This window comes from Insulibacter thermoxylanivorax (assembly GCF_015472005.1).
In the GTDB taxonomy this organism is placed as follows: Bacteria; Bacillota; Bacilli; order Paenibacillales; family DA-C8; genus Insulibacter; species Insulibacter thermoxylanivorax.
The window spans coordinates 13,915-34,512 of record NZ_BMAQ01000022.1; the positions used below are offsets into that span (position 1 = coordinate 13,915).

Annotated in this window: 16 protein-coding genes and 1 tRNA gene; 13 read left to right on the forward strand and 4 right to left on the reverse strand. The window is 53.2% G+C overall.

Features of this window, described 5'->3' with window-relative positions; translation table 11 throughout:
* The first annotated feature begins 37 nt into the window (after positions 1-37).
* Both PRECH8_RS09750 and PRECH8_RS09755 read left to right on the forward strand, forming a co-directional pair.
* Positions 38-1,375: an MFS transporter gene (locus tag PRECH8_RS09750; protein ID WP_308808483.1), complete on the forward strand. Its 1,338-nt coding sequence runs from the start codon at positions 38-40 to the stop codon at positions 1,373-1,375.
* A 22-nt stretch (positions 1,376-1,397) separates the two neighbouring features.
* Positions 1,398-1,739 carry a luciferase domain-containing protein gene (locus tag PRECH8_RS09755; RefSeq protein ID WP_200966920.1) on the forward strand — a complete coding sequence of 114 codons (342 nt, stop codon included), beginning with the start codon at positions 1,398-1,400 and terminating at the stop codon, positions 1,737-1,739.
* 93 nt (positions 1,740-1,832) lie between these two features.
* On the opposite strand, the gene PRECH8_RS09760 is transcribed toward PRECH8_RS09755, so the two are convergent.
* A complete protein-coding gene (locus PRECH8_RS09760) occupies positions 1,833-3,482 on the reverse strand; it encodes an MGH1-like glycoside hydrolase domain-containing protein (protein ID WP_200966921.1) in 1,650 nt (549 codons plus the stop codon).
* A 219-nt stretch (positions 3,483-3,701) separates the two neighbouring features.
* On the opposite strand from PRECH8_RS09760, the gene PRECH8_RS09765 reads away from it, so the two are divergent.
* From PRECH8_RS09765 to PRECH8_RS09785, 5 genes are all read left to right on the forward strand, one after another.
* The gene (locus PRECH8_RS09765) at positions 3,702-5,045 is read left to right on the forward strand and encodes an ABC transporter substrate-binding protein (protein WP_200966922.1); all 1,344 of its coding nucleotides are present in this window, start codon (positions 3,702-3,704) and stop codon (positions 5,043-5,045) included.
* 80 nt (positions 5,046-5,125) lie between these two features.
* A complete protein-coding gene (locus tag PRECH8_RS09770) occupies positions 5,126-6,019 on the forward strand; it encodes a carbohydrate ABC transporter permease (RefSeq protein ID WP_200966923.1) in 894 nt (297 codons plus the stop codon).
* On the forward strand, positions 6,019-6,861 hold the full coding sequence (locus PRECH8_RS09775; protein ID WP_200966924.1) for a carbohydrate ABC transporter permease: 843 nt from the start codon (positions 6,019-6,021) through the stop codon (positions 6,859-6,861). The genes PRECH8_RS09770 and PRECH8_RS09775 overlap by 1 nt, the downstream gene beginning before the upstream one ends.
* Before the next feature lie 52 nt (positions 6,862-6,913).
* Positions 6,914-8,731 (forward strand): cache domain-containing sensor histidine kinase, encoded by a 1,818-nt coding sequence (locus PRECH8_RS09780; protein ID WP_200966925.1) that lies wholly within the window; start codon positions 6,914-6,916, stop codon positions 8,729-8,731.
* A 66-nt stretch (positions 8,732-8,797) separates the two neighbouring features.
* Complete coding sequence (locus tag PRECH8_RS09785; protein ID WP_200966926.1) at positions 8,798-10,414, forward strand: response regulator transcription factor; 1,617 nt, start codon at positions 8,798-8,800, stop codon at positions 10,412-10,414.
* A 108-nt stretch (positions 10,415-10,522) separates the two neighbouring features.
* Here the strand turns inward: PRECH8_RS09785 and PRECH8_RS09790 are convergent, their stop codons facing one another.
* Entirely contained in the window at positions 10,523-11,140 is a 618-nt protein-coding gene (locus PRECH8_RS09790; protein ID WP_200966927.1) for a CPBP family intramembrane glutamic endopeptidase, read from the reverse strand.
* Positions 11,141-11,417: 277 nt separating this feature from the next.
* Positions 11,418-11,495: transfer RNA gene (locus PRECH8_RS09795), tRNA-Arg, on the reverse strand.
* A gap of 208 nt (positions 11,496-11,703) precedes the next feature.
* On the opposite strand from PRECH8_RS09795, the gene PRECH8_RS09800 reads away from it, so the two are divergent.
* Positions 11,704-13,524 carry a stalk domain-containing protein gene (locus PRECH8_RS09800; RefSeq protein WP_200966928.1) on the forward strand — a complete coding sequence of 607 codons (1,821 nt, stop codon included), beginning with the start codon at positions 11,704-11,706 and terminating at the stop codon, positions 13,522-13,524.
* A 79-nt stretch (positions 13,525-13,603) separates the two neighbouring features.
* Here PRECH8_RS09800 and tadA read toward each other — a convergent pair whose 3' ends face one another.
* Positions 13,604-14,068, reverse strand: a complete 465-nt coding sequence (gene tadA, locus PRECH8_RS09805; RefSeq protein ID WP_200966929.1) for a tRNA adenosine(34) deaminase TadA — start codon at positions 14,066-14,068, stop codon at positions 13,604-13,606.
* Between the two features lie 312 nt (positions 14,069-14,380).
* Between tadA and ychF the strand changes: the two genes are divergently transcribed.
* From ychF to PRECH8_RS09830, 5 genes are all read left to right on the forward strand, one after another.
* Positions 14,381-15,481: a redox-regulated ATPase YchF gene (gene ychF, locus PRECH8_RS09810; RefSeq protein WP_200966930.1), complete on the forward strand. Its 1,101-nt coding sequence runs from the start codon at positions 14,381-14,383 to the stop codon at positions 15,479-15,481.
* Positions 15,482-15,727: 246 nt separating this feature from the next.
* The gene (gene prfA, locus PRECH8_RS09815; protein WP_200966931.1) at positions 15,728-16,804 is read left to right on the forward strand and encodes a peptide chain release factor 1; all 1,077 of its coding nucleotides are present in this window, start codon (positions 15,728-15,730) and stop codon (positions 16,802-16,804) included.
* The gene (locus PRECH8_RS09820) at positions 16,801-17,901 is read left to right on the forward strand and encodes a N5-glutamine methyltransferase family protein (protein WP_200966932.1); all 1,101 of its coding nucleotides are present in this window, start codon (positions 16,801-16,803) and stop codon (positions 17,899-17,901) included. Before prfA ends, PRECH8_RS09820 begins: the two co-directional genes overlap by 4 nt.
* Positions 17,902-18,288: 387 nt before the next feature.
* Positions 18,289-18,984 carry a stage II sporulation protein R gene (gene spoIIR, locus PRECH8_RS09825; RefSeq protein ID WP_200966933.1) on the forward strand — a complete coding sequence of 232 codons (696 nt, stop codon included), beginning with the start codon at positions 18,289-18,291 and terminating at the stop codon, positions 18,982-18,984.
* A gap of 120 nt (positions 18,985-19,104) precedes the next feature.
* Positions 19,105-20,301, forward strand: coding sequence for an L-threonylcarbamoyladenylate synthase (locus tag PRECH8_RS09830; protein ID WP_200966934.1), 1,197 nt, complete (start codon positions 19,105-19,107; stop codon positions 20,299-20,301).
* Positions 20,302-20,598 lie beyond the last annotated feature (297 nt).

Below are 20,598 nucleotides of genomic sequence, written 5' to 3' on the forward strand. Positions count from 1 at the left end.
AGCAAAGCAAAGGAAAGGCACCATCTTAATGCGGTTCATGTTGTTAACCGTCACTATCTCCTCAATGAGCTCTTTGATGTTCCATGTGGTATTGCCGCAGATCAGCGAGGAATTCAACCTGAGTCTGACTCAGGTAAGCTGGCTGGCCTCCGCATACACCTTGATCTATGCGTTTGGGACCGTCACCTATGGGAAGCTTGCGGACCGTTTCCAATTGAAGACGCTGCTCACCTTTGGGCTCAGCTTGTTCGCAGCGGGATCGCTCATCGGGCTCGTCTCGCAGACCTTCGCCGTCGTGCTCCTCGGAAGATGCCTGCAGTCTGCCGGAGCAGCGGCTGTTCCGGCCATCTCGCTGATCATCCCGGTTCGCTATTTCAAACCGGAGAATCGCGGTTCCGCGATGAGCATGACGGCTGTCGGGGTTGCTCTCGGCAGCGCTTTGGCCCCGCTGGTATCCGCTTTTGTCATGAGCATCGCAAGCTGGCGCTGGCTGTTCCTCCCCTCTCTGCTGATCCTGTTGCTGCTTCCTCTGTACCGCAGGTATCTGGAGTTTGAGCCGAAGCAAGAACAACAGGCCCTTGACTGGATCGGCGGAGGTCTCCTGGCTGTCTCGGTCGCTTTGCTCCTCATCGGCGTCACCTATCAGACCTGGTGGCTGCTGCTCGTAAGTCTTGCGGCATTCTTGCTATTCCTCGCCAGGATCCGTACAGCGAAAGCACCGTTCATTGATCCGAAGCTGTTCGAAAACCGTTCCTATGTGGTCGGTCTGCTGCTGACATTGCTTATCGCCGGCATAGGGATCTCGCTGTATTTTGTGCCGCCGATCCTATTGGCGCGGGTGTATGAGATGGACTCCAGTTTGATCGGCTTTGCCATGGTTCCGGCAGCGATCGCTTCCTCCATACTGGGCAGACAAGGCGGCAAACTGGCGGATCGCAAAGGCAATGCCTTCGTGCTTACCCTCGCTTCCTGTTCGCTGATGACCTGTTTCATCCTGATGTCCACCTTCACTGAGATCTCACCGGCACTGATCGCCCTGTTCTTGATCTTCGGCAATGTCGGTCAATCCTTCATGCAGATTGCGATGTCCAATTCCGTATCGCGAACGCTGCCGGCGGATCGGACCGGCGCAGGGATGGGACTCTTCTCGATGACCAGTTTTGTCGCTCAGGGAATCGGCACCGCAGTATACGGTTTGGCCGTGGAGCTGGACGGAGCGGTAAGCTGGAATCCGCTGCATATCGGTTCGACCAGCGCTGTGCTCAGCAATCTCTATCTCGTCCTTGTTGTCCTGCACATAGCAATCCTGGTCACCTACCGTTTGCAATTCAGTTCCAGCAAACCAAACATTGCTCTGAAGCCATCTGCAGAATAAAAATTAGAGAGGAACATGTCCCATGACTTTATCCGTTAAGCAGAAACTAATGGATACCGTGTTGTCTTGGCCGGGCGTCACTTCAGCACCCCACCGCTTCGGCGGCACTGCCTTTCTGGCGGGCGGCCGGGAGATCGGCCATCTGCATGGGGAACATCACCTGGATCTTCCGTTCCCCAAGCCGGTCCGCGATGAGCTGGTGGCCTCCGGATGTGCAAGGCCGCATCATATCCTGCCGAAATCGGGCTGGGTAACCGTTTATGTGCATACCGAGCAGGAATTGGCCAATGCGATCGCCCTGCTGCGTATGAAGTATGAGCAACTCACCTTGAAAGCTTCGAAAACATCGAAAACGAAGCCGTGACTTTATTGCGAACAAAGAGGGCAGCTGCGCTTTCAAGCGTCAGCCGCCCTCTTGGCGTTGCTCTTGCCGATTTAAATGATGATGGCTCTGTGATTACTCAAACGTTGGAGGGATGATCCCGCCTTCACGCACCCGTTCAAACTTGCCGTCCACATAAGCGAGTTCTTCATTGCCGCTTACACGGAACGGGATCTTCCGGCCGTCATACTCCAGCTCTCCTTCGATCGTGCGCGCACTCATGCCGATGACCGCCTGCAGTGCACCGCTGCGGTCCGTGACTGCGCGAACCCCGTGCGGGAAGCGAAGAAGCAGTTCTTCATCCCGGTAGACCGCACCCTCCTGCACTGTGTTTACGATCTCAAACTTCACGCCGTCGATCTTGCGGCTGTAAGCTGTCGCCGCACCCACGCCTTGCCCGTGGTCGAGGCCGTACGGCGTCAGGCCCGTAAGCCACAGGGTGCCTTCCGGACGAGGGAGGATGCCGCTGAGCCGTTCAATGTAATCCAATGTTGTCAGGATGGAAGGCGAATACACTTCCGTGAACCCTGCTTCACCTGTCCATGGGCTGATGCACTGGCAGAATCTTGGCATGCGCGAGATCGCAGAGAGGATGGGCTGCATGATCCAAGTCAGCTCGACATAACGCTTGTGATGCTCAAAGGCATGCGGCGTTCGAATGAGCGTCAGGAAGTTCACCGCGCCGGCCCATGTATTGTACGTTGAGAAGGGATCGAAGCGCGGATCATCCATGGCGATGGATGTCAGCGGATACTTGGAGAAGAATTTTCGCGTGTTCAGCAGATATCTCCGCAGGGCTTCGGCGAAGAATTCATCGTCTCCGACTTCACAAGCCAATACGCGGAGCAGCACATCGGATTGCACGCGAACGAAATGATCATTGCGATCGCGGTCATAGAAGAACCCATCCTGTTCGTCGTAGCAATACTTCATCAGGCTGTCCAGAGTAGATGCGGCTTTGTTCCTCCACTCCGAGCCGTCACCGCCCAATTCCTCGGCGATCTGTGCGATGTACAGGCGCTGTGCATAGACATTCGCCGTCAGATCCGGTGCCAAGAAGGGCAGAATCGGGGAATCCGGATCGTACTGAGACGGATCATCGAGATGCGGAGTGTCCGGTACATGCCAGAAGCGGGAGGACAGGTCATGGCCGGTATCAAAGGTGCAAAACGCTTCCACACAGCCGGTGCCGCGGGTATTGCGGTTCTTCATCAACCAATCATCATACCGCTGCATCGCGTGAAGCATCTTCTCGAGGAAGGAGCGGTCCTTGCGGCCGTTCACGAGATAGTGGTTCCATATGCTGCGCGCCAGCGGAGTGACCAGCTGGATCTGCTTGTATGCCGGGCCGTCTGGTGTCCATTTGTAGGGCATCAAGCCGTCTTCCCGCTGCAGATCCGCATACAGCTCGAAGGATGCCTGTGCGACGTCAGGCATGAAACGGGACAACACCTCGGAATTGATCGTGCCCGTGCTCTCAAGCCAACAACCGCGATAGACGCCGCCTTCCAGTAGCACGTTCTTCCCGTTGTGATCCGCAGGCATGATACAGGCAAAAAGCTCTTTCACCGCTTGATCGAATCTCGCTTCCAGCGGCTCGTAGGTAGAGACGAAGGACACCCCTGACGCCATGAATTGCTCGATCAGCGCTTCATCAGCATCAACGGGGCGAATTCGCTCAGACAGATTCTTCTTCCTCAACACATCCAGTAGATCTGTCGTCATGGTGTCGCATCCTTTCTAAGATGATCGTGCATTATTTGGATTTGGTGTTATATGTGATCAGTATCCATTATCTCTGAAGTAATAGAGGAATCAAGTCAATATGGACTGCAAAACTCAAAAAGCCAACATTTCTTATGAAACAGCTAACTTTTGTTCATTAACCTGTCTCCCTATCACCTTTAAAATAAAATTAACAGCGAAAAGGGAGGTAGTGTTGCAGTGAGAAGAAGATTTCTAAGTGTGCTGGTCATCTTGATGATGGCATTCTTAGCAGCTTGCGGCGGGGGTAACAGCAACACCAATAACACGCCGCCATCTTCAGCGGGAAACAATCCTTCCGCAAACACAGATGGTGCCAATAACAGCGGAGTTGAGCAAATTGAACTGCGCATGGCTTGGTGGGGCGGACAAGAAAGACATGACCGTACGCTGAAGGTCATCGAGTTGTATGAGAAAGAAAATCCGCATATCAAGATCATCCCGGAGTATTCCGGTTTTGACGGCTATTTCGACAAGCTCACCACCCAATTTGCAGCGGGGAATGCACCCGATATCATTCAATACGGCGGGAATCTCAACGACTTCGTGGCGAGAGGCGTTGTCCTGCCTCTGGATGACTATGTGGGCGAGATCATCGATCTCAGCAAACACAGCCAGAGCATGATCGATGCGGCAACGATCGACGGCAAGTTCTATGGGGTAACCCTAGGGACCAATGCCTTCGGCCTCATCCTGAATAAGACGTTGTTCGAGGAAGCGGGTATACCGCTGCCGAGCAAGGATTGGACGTGGGATGACTTCAGAGAGATCACCAAGCAACTGTCCGATCAGCTCAACGGTATCTATGGAACGGCAGTATGGACAGAGGATGGTTTCGGAATCTTCCTTGATCAGAGGAATAAAGTGGTCCACATCAACGGCGAGATCGCATTTGATGAAGAGGATGTGCGCGACTACTTCCAGCTGTGGAAGGAACTGCAGGACATCGGAGCAGCGGCAAATGCTGAGCTTCAGGCATCTGCAGCACAGACACCGGAGCAATCCTTGATCGTCCAGCGCAAAGTGGCGATGGAACTGATCGCTTCCAACCAATTCGGCGCTTACCAGAACGCAACGGAAGATGAACTGATGCTGTTCATCGCACCGATTAACCCCGAGACGGGCAGAAACGGTATCTCGCTGCGTCCGAGCCAGTTCTTGGCTGGTTATGCAGGCACTGAACATCCGGAAGAAGTGGCGAAATTCTTGAATTTCTTCGTCAACAATATTGATGCGGGTCTGATCCTCGGCAATGACCGCGGGGCTCCAGTGAACACGGATGTGTTGAAAGCACTTATTGAGGATGCCAATGAAATCGATCAAGAGGTATTCAGCTTCATCGATTGGGTCGCTGAAACATCCGATGCCCCGTATGTTCCAAACTTGCCGGGATATAACGAAACCACAGCTCTGTTCAGGAGAACGATGGAGGCCATTGCCTTCGAACGGATGGCGCCGGAACAAGGAGCAGCTGATTATTACAAGCAATTGCTGGAGATTACGGCCAAGTATACGGAGGAGTAAGGAAAAAGCAAAGCACTTGAAGGTCGGGAGAGATCTGGGAATGGATCTCTCCCAAATCTTAGGAGAGAGGGAAAGAGATCATGCTTAAACGATATCGCGGGGCTTGGATTGGCTATCTGTTCCTGACTCCATGGCTGATCGGATTCTTCGGTCTGATCTTGGGGCCGATGATTTATTCTTTGTATCTGTCCTTTACGGATTACAGCTTGTTAGAGGCGCCAAAATGGATTGGTCTGAAGAATTTCGAAACGATGTTCCAAGACCGCAACTATATCGATTCAGTAAAAGTCACCCTAACCTTCGTACTGTGGGCGGTGCCCTTGGAACTCATCGCTGCGCTTGCTGTGGCCCTGCTGCTGAACAAGGGCATCAGAGGAATCGGTATCTACCGGACGATGTATTATATCCCGTCCCTGCTTGGCGGAAGCGTGGCGATCGCACTGCTTTGGAAGAATATCTTCGGTGTGGATGGTCTGATCAATCAGGTGCTTGCCTACTTTGGCATTGCGGGTAAGGGATGGGTATCCCATCCTGACTATGCGCTGTATACCCTGATTATCTTGTCGACCTGGCAGTTCGGTTCGGCGATGGTCATCTTCCTTGCGGGACTGAAACAGATCCCCAGTGAATTGTATGAAGCGGCAGAAGTAGACGGCGCCAATCGTTTCCAGAAGTTTTGGAGGATTACGATGCCGCTGTTGTCCCCGGTGCTGTTCTTCAACCTGATCATGAAGATCATCAACTCCATGCAGGTGTTTACTTCCTCGTATATCGTGAGTGAAGGAACGGGCGGTCCGATTAACTCTACGCTGTTCTATACCTTGTATCTGTATCTGAAAGGATTCTCGCACTTCGAGATGGGGTATGCATCGGCCATGGCATGGCTTCTCCTAATATTCTTAGCGATTCTGACGGGGATTCTGTTCCTGACCTCGAAGTATTGGGTCTACTATGAAGATGGAGGGAGGTCCTAATGTTGGCGCATCGCAAGACGAGCCGTATGTTCATCCACCTTATCGTTCTAGGAATCGGCATCCTGATGATCTACCCCGTGATTTGGATGCTGGTCAGCTCCTTCAAGCCGGACGAATTGATCTTCTCCGATCCGGGAATCTGGCCGAAGCGAGTGACTTTGGAACATTACAAAAATGGCTGGTATGTCGTACGCGATACAACCTTCGGACTCTTCTTCCGAAACTCCTTTATCATCGCGGGGATCGCCGTGATCGCCAATGTGATCACCTGTTCGATGGCGGCATATGCCTTTGCAAGATTAAGGTTCCCCTTGCGCAGAGTGTTCTTCGCGTGCATGCTGATGACCGTTATGCTGCCGACACACGTCACGTTAGTACCGCGGTACTCCATCTTCCATTCACTAGACTGGATCGATACCTATCTGCCGCTGCTCGTGCCGAAACTCCTGGCGACGGATGCCTTTTTTATCTTCCTGTTAGTGCAATTTATCCGCGGCATCCCCAGAGACCTTGATGAAAGTGCGACGATCGACGGCAGCGGTCCGATCCGAATCTATCTGAAGATCATCCTGCCGCTTGCAGTGCCGGCGCTGATCACCACCGCAATCTTCACGTTCATCTGGACTTGGGATGATTTCTTCAGTCAGATGCTCTATCTGAGCAATGTGAAGAAATTCACCGTACCGCTTGGTTTGCGTCTCTTCATCGATTCCCAAGGGCAATCTTCTTGGGGTGCGGTATTTGCTATGTCGGTTCTTTCCTTGGTTCCGATCACGTTGGTATTCTTCTTCTTCCAGAGATATATAGTAGAAGGCATTGCGACCACGGGAATAAAAGGCTAGAATGCTTTAGCAAAGGCTGCTCTGAGATGACGGGACGCGAAGGGTGAATCGTATGACGAGGAATTTGACAACGATATTCGTGATCAGTTTCGTAACGGTGTTAGCCATCGTACTTGCCGTTCTCAGCCTGGTATCGTATCAGATCTTCTTCGATTATGCATCCGAAGAGATCAGCGGCACCAGGCTTGCTCTGTTGAATGAGAACACCGATAAGCTGTCCAAGGCAGCTAGGGAAATAAGCGACGCAGGCTACTATCTGGCCGCCAATCCATCGCTGATCGAGATCTTCTCTGAACCGCCGATTGATGCATATGAAGCCATATCTGAACAGCGGGCGATTCTTGAACAGCTCAGCATCATGGCAGGATTGAAACCAAATATCCACTCCTTGGAGATCTATACCGACCGATATCTGGACTATCCCATGATCAGCGACAGCCGTCTCCGAACGCTCAATGAGTTGAAAGCGCAACCATGGTACACGATCCTGGAGAGCATGGACAGCGGCTGGGTACCGAATACGATGAACGGCCGGCCCATGGTCAGCTTCGTCCACCGGCTTGTGGATCATCGCGGAGCGAGGGTCGGATACGTGAAGGTTAATGTCCTCGAAGAAACCTTGTTCGCCGATCTCAATGTCTTCACTCCAGTCGACTCCCCGCAGGGATTCGTGTTGATCGTAGATTCAGGGGACCGCGTCTTAGCCCGCAGCCCCGCCGATCTCGAACCTTCGGCGGTCAGCTTGTTGACGCAGCAAGCGGAAGGGAAGCCCTATGATCTATTAAAGCCAGAATACCGGGATATGAGCAGCCAATACCGATCGATTCGACATATGAACGAGTGGTATCTGCTCCTGGTATCGGAATTAAACGATAAACGCTGGAAACTGATGCAGCTGATCCCCATCGAACCGCTGTATGCAGGCACAAGAAAGCTGGGCCTCATCGTCGCCCTGCTTGGTCTGGGCGTGCTGCTCCTGTCTGTACCGATGGTATACCTGCTGTGCCGAAGACTGATCCTGCGGCCGATTCGCAAGATCATCCAGGGGATGAAGCAGGTGGAACGCGGGATCTTCCACACCCGTGTGGAGCCGCTGTTCGTCGAGGAGTTCGATTATATGGCACACCATTTCAATCACATGACGAATGAACTGCAGCGCTTGATCTCCGAGATCGAACGCGAGCATAAGGCGCGTAGAGATGCAGAGATGAGGATGCTGCAGAACCAGATCATGCCGCATTTCCTATATAACACACTGGACATCATTCACTGGAAGGCGATGGACTACCAAGCGGAAGAGATCAGCCGGATGGTGAATTCACTGAGCAAGATGTTCCGCATCGGCTTAAGCGGCGGAAGGCATTATATCCGGCTGCGTGATGAACTGGAACATGTCAGAAGCTATGTTGAGATCCAGCGCATGCGCGCGCCGCAGCAGCGGTTTGAATTCGAGGTAACGGCACCGGCAGAGTGCAAGAATTTGTATGTACCGAAGATCATCCTGCAGCCCTTCGTTGAGAACAGCATGAAGCACGGTTACCCCGACCCCGTGGAAGATACGGTGTATATTCAAATCGAGGTCAGGAAGGTGCATCCAAGCCGCGAATTGCATATTGAGATCCGAGATCGCGGAATCGGTTTCCCCGCCGGGTGGAGCTTGGAAACTTCCACCGGGATCGGCATGAAGAATGTTCAAGAACGAATACGAATGTACTGCGGCATGGACTTTGGGATCGAGGTCGACCATCCGCCGGAGGGCGGAGCGCGGATCATCCTTCGGCTGCCCATCCTGCGTACGGAACAGGAAGCGGAGCAGTGCTTGGCGTTCAACAGCGATTCCTTCGATAACAAGCTTCGGCAACTGGCATAGTTAGCGATAGTCAGCAGTACCGATCAGAACAGGCAAGCATCAATGGAATAAGGGAGGTCCAGCCAGATGAGAACGGTGATGATCGTCGATGATGAACGGCATGTTATTCAAGGACTTCTCGAGCATATCCCTTGGTCGGAACTCGGTATGGAAGTAACGGCTGCCGCTCAGGACGGCGAGGAAGCGCTGGAGAAAGTGCGCCGGGTACGGCCGGATCTGGTCATCACGGATATCTACATGCCGAAGATGGATGGTCTCACCTTGATCAAACACCTGAGGGAAGAATTTCCCGATATCCAGATCGTAATCAACAGCGGTTATGACGAATTCGACAATGCCCGCATCGCTATGAGCTATGGTGTTCAATATTTTCTGCTCAAGCCGTCGATGGTCTCGGAGATCTGCTCGGTACTCCGGGAGTTAGTTCAGGAGATGGAAGTACAGGAGAAAAACAAGAAACTTCTGGAGACCTTCGAAGAAAATCAGCAGAGCTACCTGTTGTACATGAAGGATTCGTTCATACGGGAGCTGCTGACGACTCGGTATCGGCAGGATGATATCCCTAGCGAGAAATTGGCGATGCTGAATTGGTCGAAGGATATGTGCGTTGCTGCCGCGAGCTTAACCTTGATTCGGCCGCCGTATCTGACCAAATCGCGGGAGCGGGAGTGGCAGCTGATGAAGTTCAGCTCCGGCAATATCATCCAAGAGATCCTCTTGGAAGAACGGGAGCGCAATCAAGTGGAGATCCATGCGGTGGATTATTCCGATCTGAGTTATGTGATTGTCTTCCTATCCAATGCGGAGACGGATCTCTTGGAGATCGGTAAGCAGATCGCCGGGCGCATCATCGATCATATCTTGATGTATCTGAAATTATCAGTGACCGCCGGAATCGGCGAAGTGAAACGCGGCGTCCATGAGCTGATCAGTTCCTATCTGGAGAGTCAGAAGGCGCTGGAAGCGGCGGATTACCACGCAGTGAACCGCGTATATACCTACCAAGAGGTGCACGGACAAGAACCGGAGATCGGCCTTCCATCCCCCTATGGACTTCTAAGAGATATCTATCGTGCGGTCGATGAAAGAGAGCCTCACCGCATACCGGAAATCTGGCGGAGTTTCGAAGGGAAAGTGTTGTCGGATCATCATCTGCCGCTGTTTATCACGCAGAATGTCTGCATCAGCCTCATCGGGATCTTGACGACGGAACTCCGTGAGGAGCAGGAGATGAAGGCGCATATGGAACGGATCTCCGGGTGGTATCAGGAGATTCGGGCACAAGGTTCTACAAGGGATCTGTGTGCTTGGATGAGCCGCTGGCTGGACGAGTGGCAGAAGCAGGAGTGTGAACGATGGGCGGGCAAGAAGAGCAATCGGCTGGTTGAGCAGGTGAAGGAGTATGTGCGCCATCATTATGACCAAGAGATCACCTTGACGGAAATTGCTGATTCCCTCTATGTGAACAGGAGCTATCTGTCACAGCTGTTTAAACGTGTAACAGGTGAAACCTTCGTCACCTATCTGAACCGATTCCGCATCGAGAAGGCGAAGGAGCGGATGCGGGAGAACCATTATCTCATCAGCGAGATCAGCGAAATGGTCGGCTATCAGAACCCTACTTACTTCAGCCAGGTCTTCAAGTCGATCACAGGCAAGAGCCCTTCGGAGTACTACAAGTAGGCGGCAAACAGATACATCGTATGGTATGCAGATAGACGATGCCGGATCGATTGGTGCAGATGGAGCACGAACTTCTGAGGATGAGATGCCGCGCGTTGAACGCTTATTTTATTTTTCCCGGATCTTCACGATACCAAGCCGCATCCATGTGAAATTCAGCAGGTTGTTGAAGAAATGCAGGACGATCGGTGCCCATAGTTGACCGTACAGAACGAATAACAGATTGATCAGGAGGCCGATGACGAAAACATAGATGATGGCGTTCCAGCTGCCGCGGTACTGGGGAACATGGGCAAGGCCGAAGAGGGCCGTCATGATCAAGCAGGCGGTGAGGTCTCCTGCCCACCCCGCGAACAAACCGAGCAGAGCGGCGCGGAAGAGGATCTCTTCGCAGACTGCCGAGGCCAGAGACAAGCCGGGGATATGCAGGAGCGGGCTTCGCTGGATCAGATCTTTCATCACGAGCACTTCTTTTGTAGCGGGCAGATTAAAGCCGAGCCGTTTCCTCGTCGCGAGAATATACACTTGTCCGGCTGCAACGACCGCAAGCGCTGCCGCTATGCTGCCGATGCTGTCTAGGACGAAGAGATCCTTCAGATAGTCGAAGAAGGAACTGCCCTTCCAGATCCAGATGATGAGGAATCCGATCAAGGCATAGAACAGCATAGAGAGATACAGGGCATATGACGGGACGTATGGGAGATCTTCTTGGCGATGTTTCTGCATGGTCAGCACACTCCAGTTAAGTCAGGACTTTGCAACATAGGATACGTTTATTCTAGTATATCTGGCAAGCCTCCATGTTGCTAGAATAATCAGCCAACCATAACAAAACCCTCCTGACAGATTTCGACAGGAGGGTGCTTTGGTTTCATTGTTTGTTCATGCTAACAATCCGATTCAAGACCGACAGTTCGCGGTTTAGAAGACTGTGCGCCTTTCAGGCGCACAGTCCCGCATCCCCAACCCCCGCAAACCTGGCGGGACAGTAGCTTTTATGTATTGGCGCGCCCCGGTGGGACTCGAACCCACGACGCACAGTTTAGGAAACTGTCGCTCTATCCGGCTGAGCTACGGGCGCATGCCTTTAGAGTAATATGACAAGTAGTATTATAACAGAAAATCACTATCGGACAAAAGTATCTGAATGCCTACTTTCTCGGCAATTTGTGACACCGCTTTGAATTTCCAAATAAAACCTAGGAAATTTGCGCAACCTCGCTGTAATTTTTAGAGTATAATGGTTAATAACCGAGTACTAGAATATCATTAAAGGTGGGTAATACATAATGGCAAGCCTATATCTTCGAGGGCTGGCAGGGTTCATCCTATGCTTATTTGTGATGGCGCTGACAATGCCGCTCGAGCTTCAGGCTCAGGAAAGGGACGTACAAGAAGAGGACACTTATAAGGTATATCTGGACGGTGAGCCCGTCGTCTTCAACAATTCTCCTGTTGTCGATCACGGGATTATGCTGGTCGAATTCCGTACCTTGTTTGAAGCACTTGGCTATCAGGTCGGTTGGGATGCGGTTAGGAATACAGCTTACGGCTTCAAGAATCATCTACATATTGAATTTCCGATCGATCAAGCAGCAGCCTATGTGAACGGCGAACTGATCGAGTTGCCAATACATACTAGAGTAATCAATGGAAGAACGATGATTCCGCTGCGATTCTTGGCTGAACAGAGCGGATATGATGTTCGGTGGGAAGAGGATACGCAAGCCGTTCAGATCAGCAGCCAGCTTCCTGAAGAGGATGATAAGCAGATCTCCTTGGCGTCGAACATCACGATCAATGGGTTCATCGAGGTCAGCGGCTACGTCGACGAAAGCGTGCAGCTGCTGCGTTTGGATATTGCCCATACCGATACACCGGAAGAGATTGACTATACGTTCTTGGAACCGATGGACGCCTATATCGATGCCCTCATTCAACTGACGAATGGACATGGGATCTATACGATGAAGATATATACCTCGGACAACGATGACCGCTATGGTCATTTCAAGTTGCTGGATACCTTTAAGATCGTGTATCCGGAGGATCCCGATCTGATCGTGGAGCCGGATGCAATGGAGCCGAACCGTTATATCATCAAGGCGAGACTGTCGTCGGAAGCCAAGGATGCCATTCTTCAGATCAAGAAGCTTGACCGTGAAGCATTTATGAATATCTCGCTAAGCGATATCGAAGCCCAGGATCTGATCGAGGAGGCGGTGGATCTGTATTTTGGCTCAGGCGTGTACCAAGTGAATCTGCTTGAGATGGATGACGGCAATCAACAGGTGAAGACGGCGATCTGGACGCATAAAGGCCATTACGGATTATCCATCGACAAGTCGGCGACGGAGGACAGTAAAGTTCGCCTGCATGGATTTGTGCCGCCTAAGATGAAGTGGATGTGGATCCAATATGCGAACACGACCCGCTCTGAGATGCGCAGTGTCTATGTTCCGATCGTAAACGGCCGTGTGGAACATAGTTTGTATCTCAATATGGGTGATGGGGTGTACCAGGTTAAGATCGGATTAACGGATCAGGAACATCCTTATAACAGCCAATATTCCAGTGAGACCTATGAGATCGAGAATCTCGATCAGCGCAATCGCTATCTGCAGTCCAGCGAGATGGTCGAGAGCGATTTCTTGCCGATCCTTCGCTTGGCCCAGGAGATCACCGAAGGCCTGGAGACGGATGAAGATCGAACACGGGCGATCCATGATTGGGTGGCGAGCCATATCCTGCTCCATGTCGATTCCTATCTGTCCGATGAGCGTTTGGACAACAGCGCTGCAGAGGTATTGGAATCGAGGATCGCAAACGGCCAAGGCTATGCCCGCTTGAATGCGGCTCTGCATCGTGCAGCAGGCATTCCCGCCAAGATCGTCAAAGGCGAGGTATTGATCGGTGAAGAGTGGTATGATCATTACTGGAACGAGATCTACACCGGCGGCCGCTGGATTATCCAGGATGCTGCATGGGATGCCGGCGATCTCGACGGCGAGCAGGGCACCTTCCGAGCCAGACTAAGCCATGAATATTTTGATCCAGACATCGACTGGTTTAATCTCGATCATAAGAAGATAAGGGATAACAGAGAGTAAGCGCGTGCCGCTTACTCTTTCTTTGTATATATGGGGATCTTGGATGCAGCGGGCGAGAAGGGCGTTCTGAGGGTTGCGGCTATTTTTTGCGTAAGTTTCGGAAAAAAGAGGTCAGAAGCTCGGCGCATTGCTCCTGCTCGATCCCCGAGATGATCTCTGTCCGGTGGTTGAACCGATCATCGTTCAGGAGATTCATGAGCGTACCGGCGCAGCCGGCCTTCGGATCGGAAGTACCGTATACGAGCAGCGGGATACGGGCTTGCAGGATCGCGCCGGCGCACATCGGGCACGGTTCGAGCGTCACGTACAGCGTGCAGCCCAGCAAACGCCATGCACCTAATGTTTCGCTCGCTTGCCGGATGGCGATCATCTCGGCATGGGCGGTGGGATCAAGGGAGGTCTCCCGGGTGTTGTGACCGCGGCCGACGATGACCCCGTCGCGCACGATGACAGCGCCGATGGGGACTTCATGGATCGCTTCGGCTTTCTTGGCTTCGCGGATTGCTTCCTGCATCCAGTAGTGATGATCTAGATGGTCGTTCATAAGGCAACCTCCGTTGGGATGTACATTAAGCATAGATCAGATGATCACTATGCATAAGTCAAGAATATCATGAACAGCTGATATGCTTACTATTGTAGGGAAACCCGGCGTCGTGTTGCAAGCTGTCCTAAATCGCTCGATGGTGCAGAATGGATCGAGCAAAGTCAGCTGGAAAGGACTTTGGGCGGCATACAGATGACATGACCGTTGGGATGTTTTATAATTAGGATTGGCTAACTATGCAGTTACCGATGAATATTATCATTACGCATACCATGATAAACTAGATGCGATATAAGGAGCGCACAAGATATGGCTTTACAAGCAGGAATCGTCGGATTGCCGAACGTCGGCAAGTCTACATTGTTTAATGCGATTACGCAGGCCGGCGCGGAGTCGGCGAATTACCCGTTCTGCACGATTGAACCCAATGTCGGCGTGGTAGAAGTGCCAGATGATCGGCTGAATCGAATTGCAGAGATCGTTAAGCCGCAGCGAATCCTGCCGACGGCTTTTGAATTTGTGGATATCGCGGGTCTGGTGAAGGGTGCGAGCAAGGGAGAAGGGCTCGGGAATAAGTTTCTCTCCCATATCCGTGAAGTGGATGCGATCGTACACGTCGTTCGCTGCTTCGAAGATGAGAATATCACGCACGTCTCGGGCGGGGTGGACCCGATCAGCGATATCGAGACGATTAATCTGGAACTCATCTTGGCCGATCTGGAAACGGTGGAACGGCGCATCGAGCGCACCCGCAAGAATATGAAGGGCGGCAACAAGCAATTCGCCAAGGAACTCGAATGCCTCGAGCGGATTAAGGACGCCCTCTACAATGATCGAGCGGCTAGAACGGTTGAACTAAGCGATGAAGAGCGGCCGCTCATCCGCGATCTGCATCTGCTGACGATGAAGCCGGTGCTGTATGCAGCGAATGTCAGTGAGGAAGAAGCGGCCAACTATGGGGGCAATCCTTATGTGAAACAAGTTCAGGAGTACGCTGCGCAGGAAAATGCCGAAGTCATCGCCATCTGTGCGAAGGTGGAGGCAGAGATCGCCGAACTGGAAGGTGAGGACAAAGAGCTGTTCCTTCAAGAGCTCGGCCTCAAGGAATCTGGATTGAACCGCTTGATTCGCAGCGCTTATAAGCTTCTCGGTCTGCAGACGTACTTCACCGCGGGCGAACAAGAGGTAAGAGCTTGGACGATCAGGGCCAATACCAAGGCACCGCAGGCTGCCGGGATCATCCACTCGGACTTTGAACGCGGCTTTATCCGTGCGGAAGTGGTCTCGTACGAAGACTTGATCGCATGCGGATCGATGGCCGCCGTTCGCGAGAAGGGGCTGTTAAGACTCGAAGGCAAGGACTATGTGGTGCAGGATGGAGACATCATTCATTTCCGGTTTAATGTGTAACGTATGCAGGACAGGAACGGCTGGGCGGTCTCCCTGGGCGGAGCTGCTTGCCGTTTTTTGCGAATGATAGATGTGTATGACAGCCAGGTTAGCTGGTCATTCCGCCGGCCATTCATATCGGCGATTCATGTTGGCGATTCATGTCGCTCATTCATGCCGGTCATTCAAAGCCGGTAAATCCATACACTAAAATCCATACACTAAAATCCATACACCAAAATCCATACACCAAAGGGGTGAATACGATTGTTAGACAGATTGCAATCCCTTGCAGATCGATATGAGAAGCTCAGCGAACTGCTGTGCGATCCGGACGTGGTAAACGACAGCAAGAAGCTGCGGGAATATTCCAAAGAACAGTCCGATCTGCAAGAGGCCTATGATCTATATATGGAATACAAGAAGGCGCGGGAGCAGCTGGATTCGGCCAAGGAGATGCTGCAAGAGAAGCTCGACGATGAGATGCGCGAACTGGTGAAGATGGAGATCGGGGAACTCACCGAGAAGATTCGCAGCTTGGAAGAGCGGATCAAGATCGTCCTCCTGCCGAAGGATCCGAATGACGATAAGAACGTCATCGTGGAGATCCGCGGCGCAGCCGGCGGAGATGAGGCGGCTTTGTTTGCTGCTGATCTGTTCCGCATGTACTCGCGCTATGCCGAGATGCAGGGATGGAAGATCGAAGTCCTGGAAGCCCATGAGAATGATCTCGGCGGCTTCAAGGAGATCATCTTCATGGTCAAGGGCAAGGGAGCTTACAGCAAGCTCAAATACGAAAGCGGCGCACACCGCGTGCAGCGCGTACCGGTTACCGAGTCGGGAGGACGCATCCATACCTCGACATCGACGGTCGGCGTGATGCCGGAGATGGACGAGATCGAAGTCGAGATCAAGGAATCCGACATTCGCGTCGATACATTCTGCTCCAGCGGTCCCGGCGGGCAGTCGGTTAACACGACGAAGTCGGCCGTTCGTGTTACTCACTTGCCGACGGGGATCGTGGTGACTTGTCAGGACGGCAAGTCGCAGAACTCCAATAAGGAGATGGCTTTGCGCGTGCTGCGTGCGCGGATCTATGAGGCGAAGCGCCAGGAAGAAGAGGCGAAGTATGCCGATGAACGCAAGGCCAAAGTGGGCACCGGCGACCGCAGTGAGCGCATCCGTACGTACAACTTCCCGCAGAGCCGGGTGACGGATCACCGCATCGGCCTCACGCTGCAGAAGCTGGACCGCGTGCTGGACGGAGAGCTGGATGAGATCATCACAGCGCTCACGATTGCGGAGCAGTCCCAGATGCTCGAACAGGAGCAGCTTGCCCAATGAAGTCGTCAGAGAATCGGAATGGCACAGGGAATCAGACAACTAGGAAGCGCACGGTTCGGGAAGCCTATCGATGGGCTTCCTCTCTTTTGTTGCGGGGCGGGATTGAGGATGCGGACCGGCATGCTGAGTGGCTGGTCCAGGAGGTGCTGGGCTGGGACCGCACCCAGTTCCTGCTCCGCTGGGACGAACCCTTCCCGCTGGAGAAGGAAGCTGAGCTCGAGCAGATGGCTGAGCGGCGGCTCAAGGGGGAACCGCTGCAGTATATCATCGGTGAGCAGGAGTTCTACGGGCTTCCCTTCCGCGTGAACCCTGCGGTGCTCATCCCGCGGCCTGAGACGGAACTGCTCGTAGAAGAGGTCATCAAGCGGGGGAAGGCTTGGGGAGCAGGCGGCACGGCAGCGGCGCCGGCTGAAGCTCCGCTGCGGGTGATCGATGTGGGCACGGGAAGCGGCGCGATCGCTGTGACGCTGGCAGTGAAGTGTCCTGCGTGGCAGATCACTGCGACGGATATCAGCGCGGCAGCCCTGGAAACAGCACGCGGCAATGCGGCGAGGCACGGGGTGATGGATCGCATCACCTGGGTGCAGGGGGATCTCTTGAGTCCGTGGCTTGCAGCGGACGGATCCAGCGGATCGAGTGGATCGAATGGATCGAACGCATTAGATGGATCCAGTGCATCAGAGGAATTACAAGGTTCCAAAGAATCTGATGGATTAAGCGGATCAAATGGACCGAACAGATCTAACAGATCTAACGGATCTAACGGATCGATGGCTCCTTTCGACTATGATATTCTCGTCTCGAACCCGCCTTATATCCCCGATGACGAGATCGAGACGCTGCAAGTGGAAGTGCGCCAATATGAGCCGCGCTCGGCTCTAAGCGGCGGACCTGACGGATTGCACATCTATGCGCGGCTGGTCGAGCAGCTGCAGCAGTTGGAGCGCAAGCCAAGGTTGGTTGCACTGGAAGTGGGACAAGGACAGCATGAGGCTGTGGGTAAGATGCTGGCGAAGCTGAATGAGTGGGATGAGATCACCTATGTACCGGATCTAGCTGGCATTCAGCGTCACGTCATCGCGATGCGGCGTGATTAGACATTAGACAGCACCAAGACGAGATAGGCAGTACTGTGTGGCGGGATGCGGCGGATCCTCGGGAAGCGAAAGGTCGGTTCGTGCTGATAGAATTCGTGCTAACGGGATTCGTGCTAACGGAACAGGAGTACCTTATTTTGCTGAATTGGGCGGTTATTCCGAACTAACGGAACGTGGGTGCGTTATTTCGTTGAAACGGGTCTATCTCATATGGATTCGCAGCGAATAGCGAACTGTAGTTCCGTTAGAATTAACAAGCACCGCATATTTACGAAATAGCGAACTGTAGTTCCATTAGCGAGAGTCCTGAACACAAAAATGATAGGTTTATAGATTCCCCTTACCGGACATACTGGTAGACAGGTGAGGAGAAAGGGGAATCGGACGATGAGCAGATGCTGGTCATCCTATGTTCGCACTTATCGGAGAGTATTATTCAGTGCTCCCTTTAGTACGAAGCGGTATGTTGTATATACGATTTTGGCATTTTTCATCCTGATGATGTCGTGGGAAGCGGGTGCAGCAGATGCTGCGATTGCGGGACAGATGATTCCAGAGCAGTCGATCCGCCTACGCATCTTGGCTAACTCAGATTCTCCAGCGGACCAATGGCTGAAGCGCAAGATCCGCGATGCGGTGATCGATCAGATCAATGAATGGGTCACGGAACCTGATCATATCGAGTATGCACGTGAAGTAATCCAAGAGAACATACCTGAGATTGAACGGTTGGTAAAGGCAACATTAGAACGATACGGGTATGACTATCCGTATGAAGTCGAGCTGGGCCGGGTTGCGTTTCCGACGAAACTGTACGGCAATCAAGTGTATCCGGCGGGGGAATATGAGGCGCTTCGCATCTCCATCGGCAGCGGAGAGGGACAGAATTGGTGGTGTGTTCTTTTTCCGCCGCTGTGCTTCGTTGATATGGCATCCGGAGCGAGCGAGGCTGTTGCATACGCCGAGGAAGGCGACGTGGAAGCAGCTTCTGCGAAGCCGCTCAGCGAACAGAAGATCGAGAAGCGATTCTTCCTCTGGGATCTGCTGCAACATGTTTTCGAATGGATCGGTTCATGGTTCTAGCAGCGTGTTCTATTGGTGTGATTGCTAGTAATCTATTTCTGTAATCTATAATCTATAATTAGGTGATAAGCAGCAGGAATAAGGAAATAAGGCAAAGGCATTAAAGAAGAGGATGTTACGATGACTAAAGAGACGCAGATCTGGACGATCATAGAAAATACATCAGCGATCAACTCTGCAAGCAGTTCAGCCAGCGGCTCTGCAAGCAGCGATGGACAGGGGCATCCTGTTGTCAGCAGCGAGCATCCGGATATCCAGGCCGCGGCAGCACTGCTTCGTGAAGGGGAATTGGTCGCCTTTCCAACGGAGACGGTATATGGCTTGGGGGCGGATGCCACCAACACTTCTGCTGTAGAGGCGATCTATCATGCGAAGGGGAGACCTTCGGATAACCCGTTGATCGTGCATATCGCAGAGCGCTCGCAGCTGGATGAGCTCATCGCCGACAGCGTATCGCAAGAGGAGAGAGAACTTGCGGAGCGATTGATCGCGCGTTTCTGGCCGGGTCCGTTGACGCTGGTTCTGCCGGTGCGTCCGGGCGCGGTCTCACCGCGCGTAACGGCGGGGCTGGCGACGGTCGCCGTGCGCATGCCCGATCATCCGCTGGCGCTCGCGCTTATCCGCGCCAGCGGCCGCCCCATCGCCGCGCCGAGCGCGAACCGCTCCGGTCGACCGAGCCCCACCACAGCCCGCCATGTCGCCGAAGATCTCGCCGGCCGCATAGCCGGCATCATCGACGGCGGCCCGACGGCTGTGGGGCTCGAATCGACCGTGGTCGCGATTCTGCCGCGCGGCCTTGAACTGCTGCGCCCAGGCGGCGTTACGCAACAGCAGCTGCGCGAAGCAGCACCGGATGTGCCGCTTCACGCACCCGAGCTGCCCTCCGCCGCGGCGCAGCCGATCCTGCCGGACGAAGCGCCCCGCTCGCCCGGCATGAAATACGCGCACTACGCCCCGCAAGGGGAGATGCGCGTCATCCTCGGCGGCTCCTCGCCGGCTTCGCGCGCGGCCGTCATCGATCATGCCGCTTCGCTGTTAGCAGAGGCGAAGCGGCAGGGACGGCGCATCGGCGTGCTGACCTATGCCGAGCATGAAGGACGTTACCACGGCGTTGATCATATCGCCGTGTGCGGCAGTCTGCGCGATCTGAGTACCGTCGCGAAGCAGCTCTACGATGCCCTCCGCAGTTTCGATGAAGCGGGCATCGATTTTATCGTTGCTGAGGGCTGTCCGTCTGAGGGTGTAGGTGAAGCGATCATGAATCGCTTGATCAAGGCGGCAGCATACCGCATCGAACGGGTAGAGGCCAGATCGTAAAGATCAAAAATACAGGCTAATAGTAGTGACCAATAATACAGGTTAATAGTGAAGGTCAATAATTCATCGGTTGCATTTTTTGGGTTCGAGGACTCTCGCGCTAACGGAACTACAGTACGCTATTTCGCTAAAATGCGGTGCTTTAGAAATCTAACGGAACTACAGTACGCTATTCGCAGCGAATCTATGGGATACGGATCCAAAACGGCGAAATAACGCACCCAGGTTCCGTTAGCTCGGGAAAACTGCCCAAAACAGCGAAATAAGGGCCTCCTAGTTATTAGCCCCCTAATCCAT

Bases quoted from the DNA above. Each gene is read 5' to 3' on its own strand.
- PRECH8_RS09750 (WP_308808483.1), top strand. From the start codon at position 38: ATGTTGTTAACCGTCACTATCTCCTCAATGAGCTCTTTGATGTTCCAT.
- PRECH8_RS09755 (WP_200966920.1), top strand. From the start codon at position 1,398: ATGACTTTATCCGTTAAGCAGAAACTAATGGATACCGTGTTGTCTTGG.
- PRECH8_RS09760 (WP_200966921.1), bottom strand. From the start codon at position 3,482: ATGACGACAGATCTACTGGATGTGTTGAGGAAGAAGAATCTGTCTGAG.
- PRECH8_RS09770 (WP_200966923.1), top strand. From the start codon at position 5,126: ATGCTTAAACGATATCGCGGGGCTTGGATTGGCTATCTGTTCCTGACT.
- PRECH8_RS09775 (WP_200966924.1), top strand. From the start codon at position 6,019: ATGTTGGCGCATCGCAAGACGAGCCGTATGTTCATCCACCTTATCGTT.
- PRECH8_RS09780 (WP_200966925.1), top strand. From the start codon at position 6,914: ATGACGAGGAATTTGACAACGATATTCGTGATCAGTTTCGTAACGGTG.
- PRECH8_RS09785 (WP_200966926.1), top strand. From the start codon at position 8,798: ATGAGAACGGTGATGATCGTCGATGATGAACGGCATGTTATTCAAGGA.
- PRECH8_RS09790 (WP_200966927.1), bottom strand. From the start codon at position 11,140: ATGCAGAAACATCGCCAAGAAGATCTCCCATACGTCCCGTCATATGCC.
- PRECH8_RS09800 (WP_200966928.1), top strand. From the start codon at position 11,704: ATGGCAAGCCTATATCTTCGAGGGCTGGCAGGGTTCATCCTATGCTTA.
- tadA (WP_200966929.1), bottom strand. From the start codon at position 14,068: ATGAACGACCATCTAGATCATCACTACTGGATGCAGGAAGCAATCCGC.
- ychF (WP_200966930.1), top strand. From the start codon at position 14,381: ATGGCTTTACAAGCAGGAATCGTCGGATTGCCGAACGTCGGCAAGTCT.
- PRECH8_RS09820 (WP_200966932.1), top strand. From the start codon at position 16,801: ATGAAGTCGTCAGAGAATCGGAATGGCACAGGGAATCAGACAACTAGG.
- spoIIR (WP_200966933.1), top strand. From the start codon at position 18,289: ATGAGCAGATGCTGGTCATCCTATGTTCGCACTTATCGGAGAGTATTA.
- PRECH8_RS09830 (WP_200966934.1), top strand. From the start codon at position 19,105: ATGACTAAAGAGACGCAGATCTGGACGATCATAGAAAATACATCAGCG.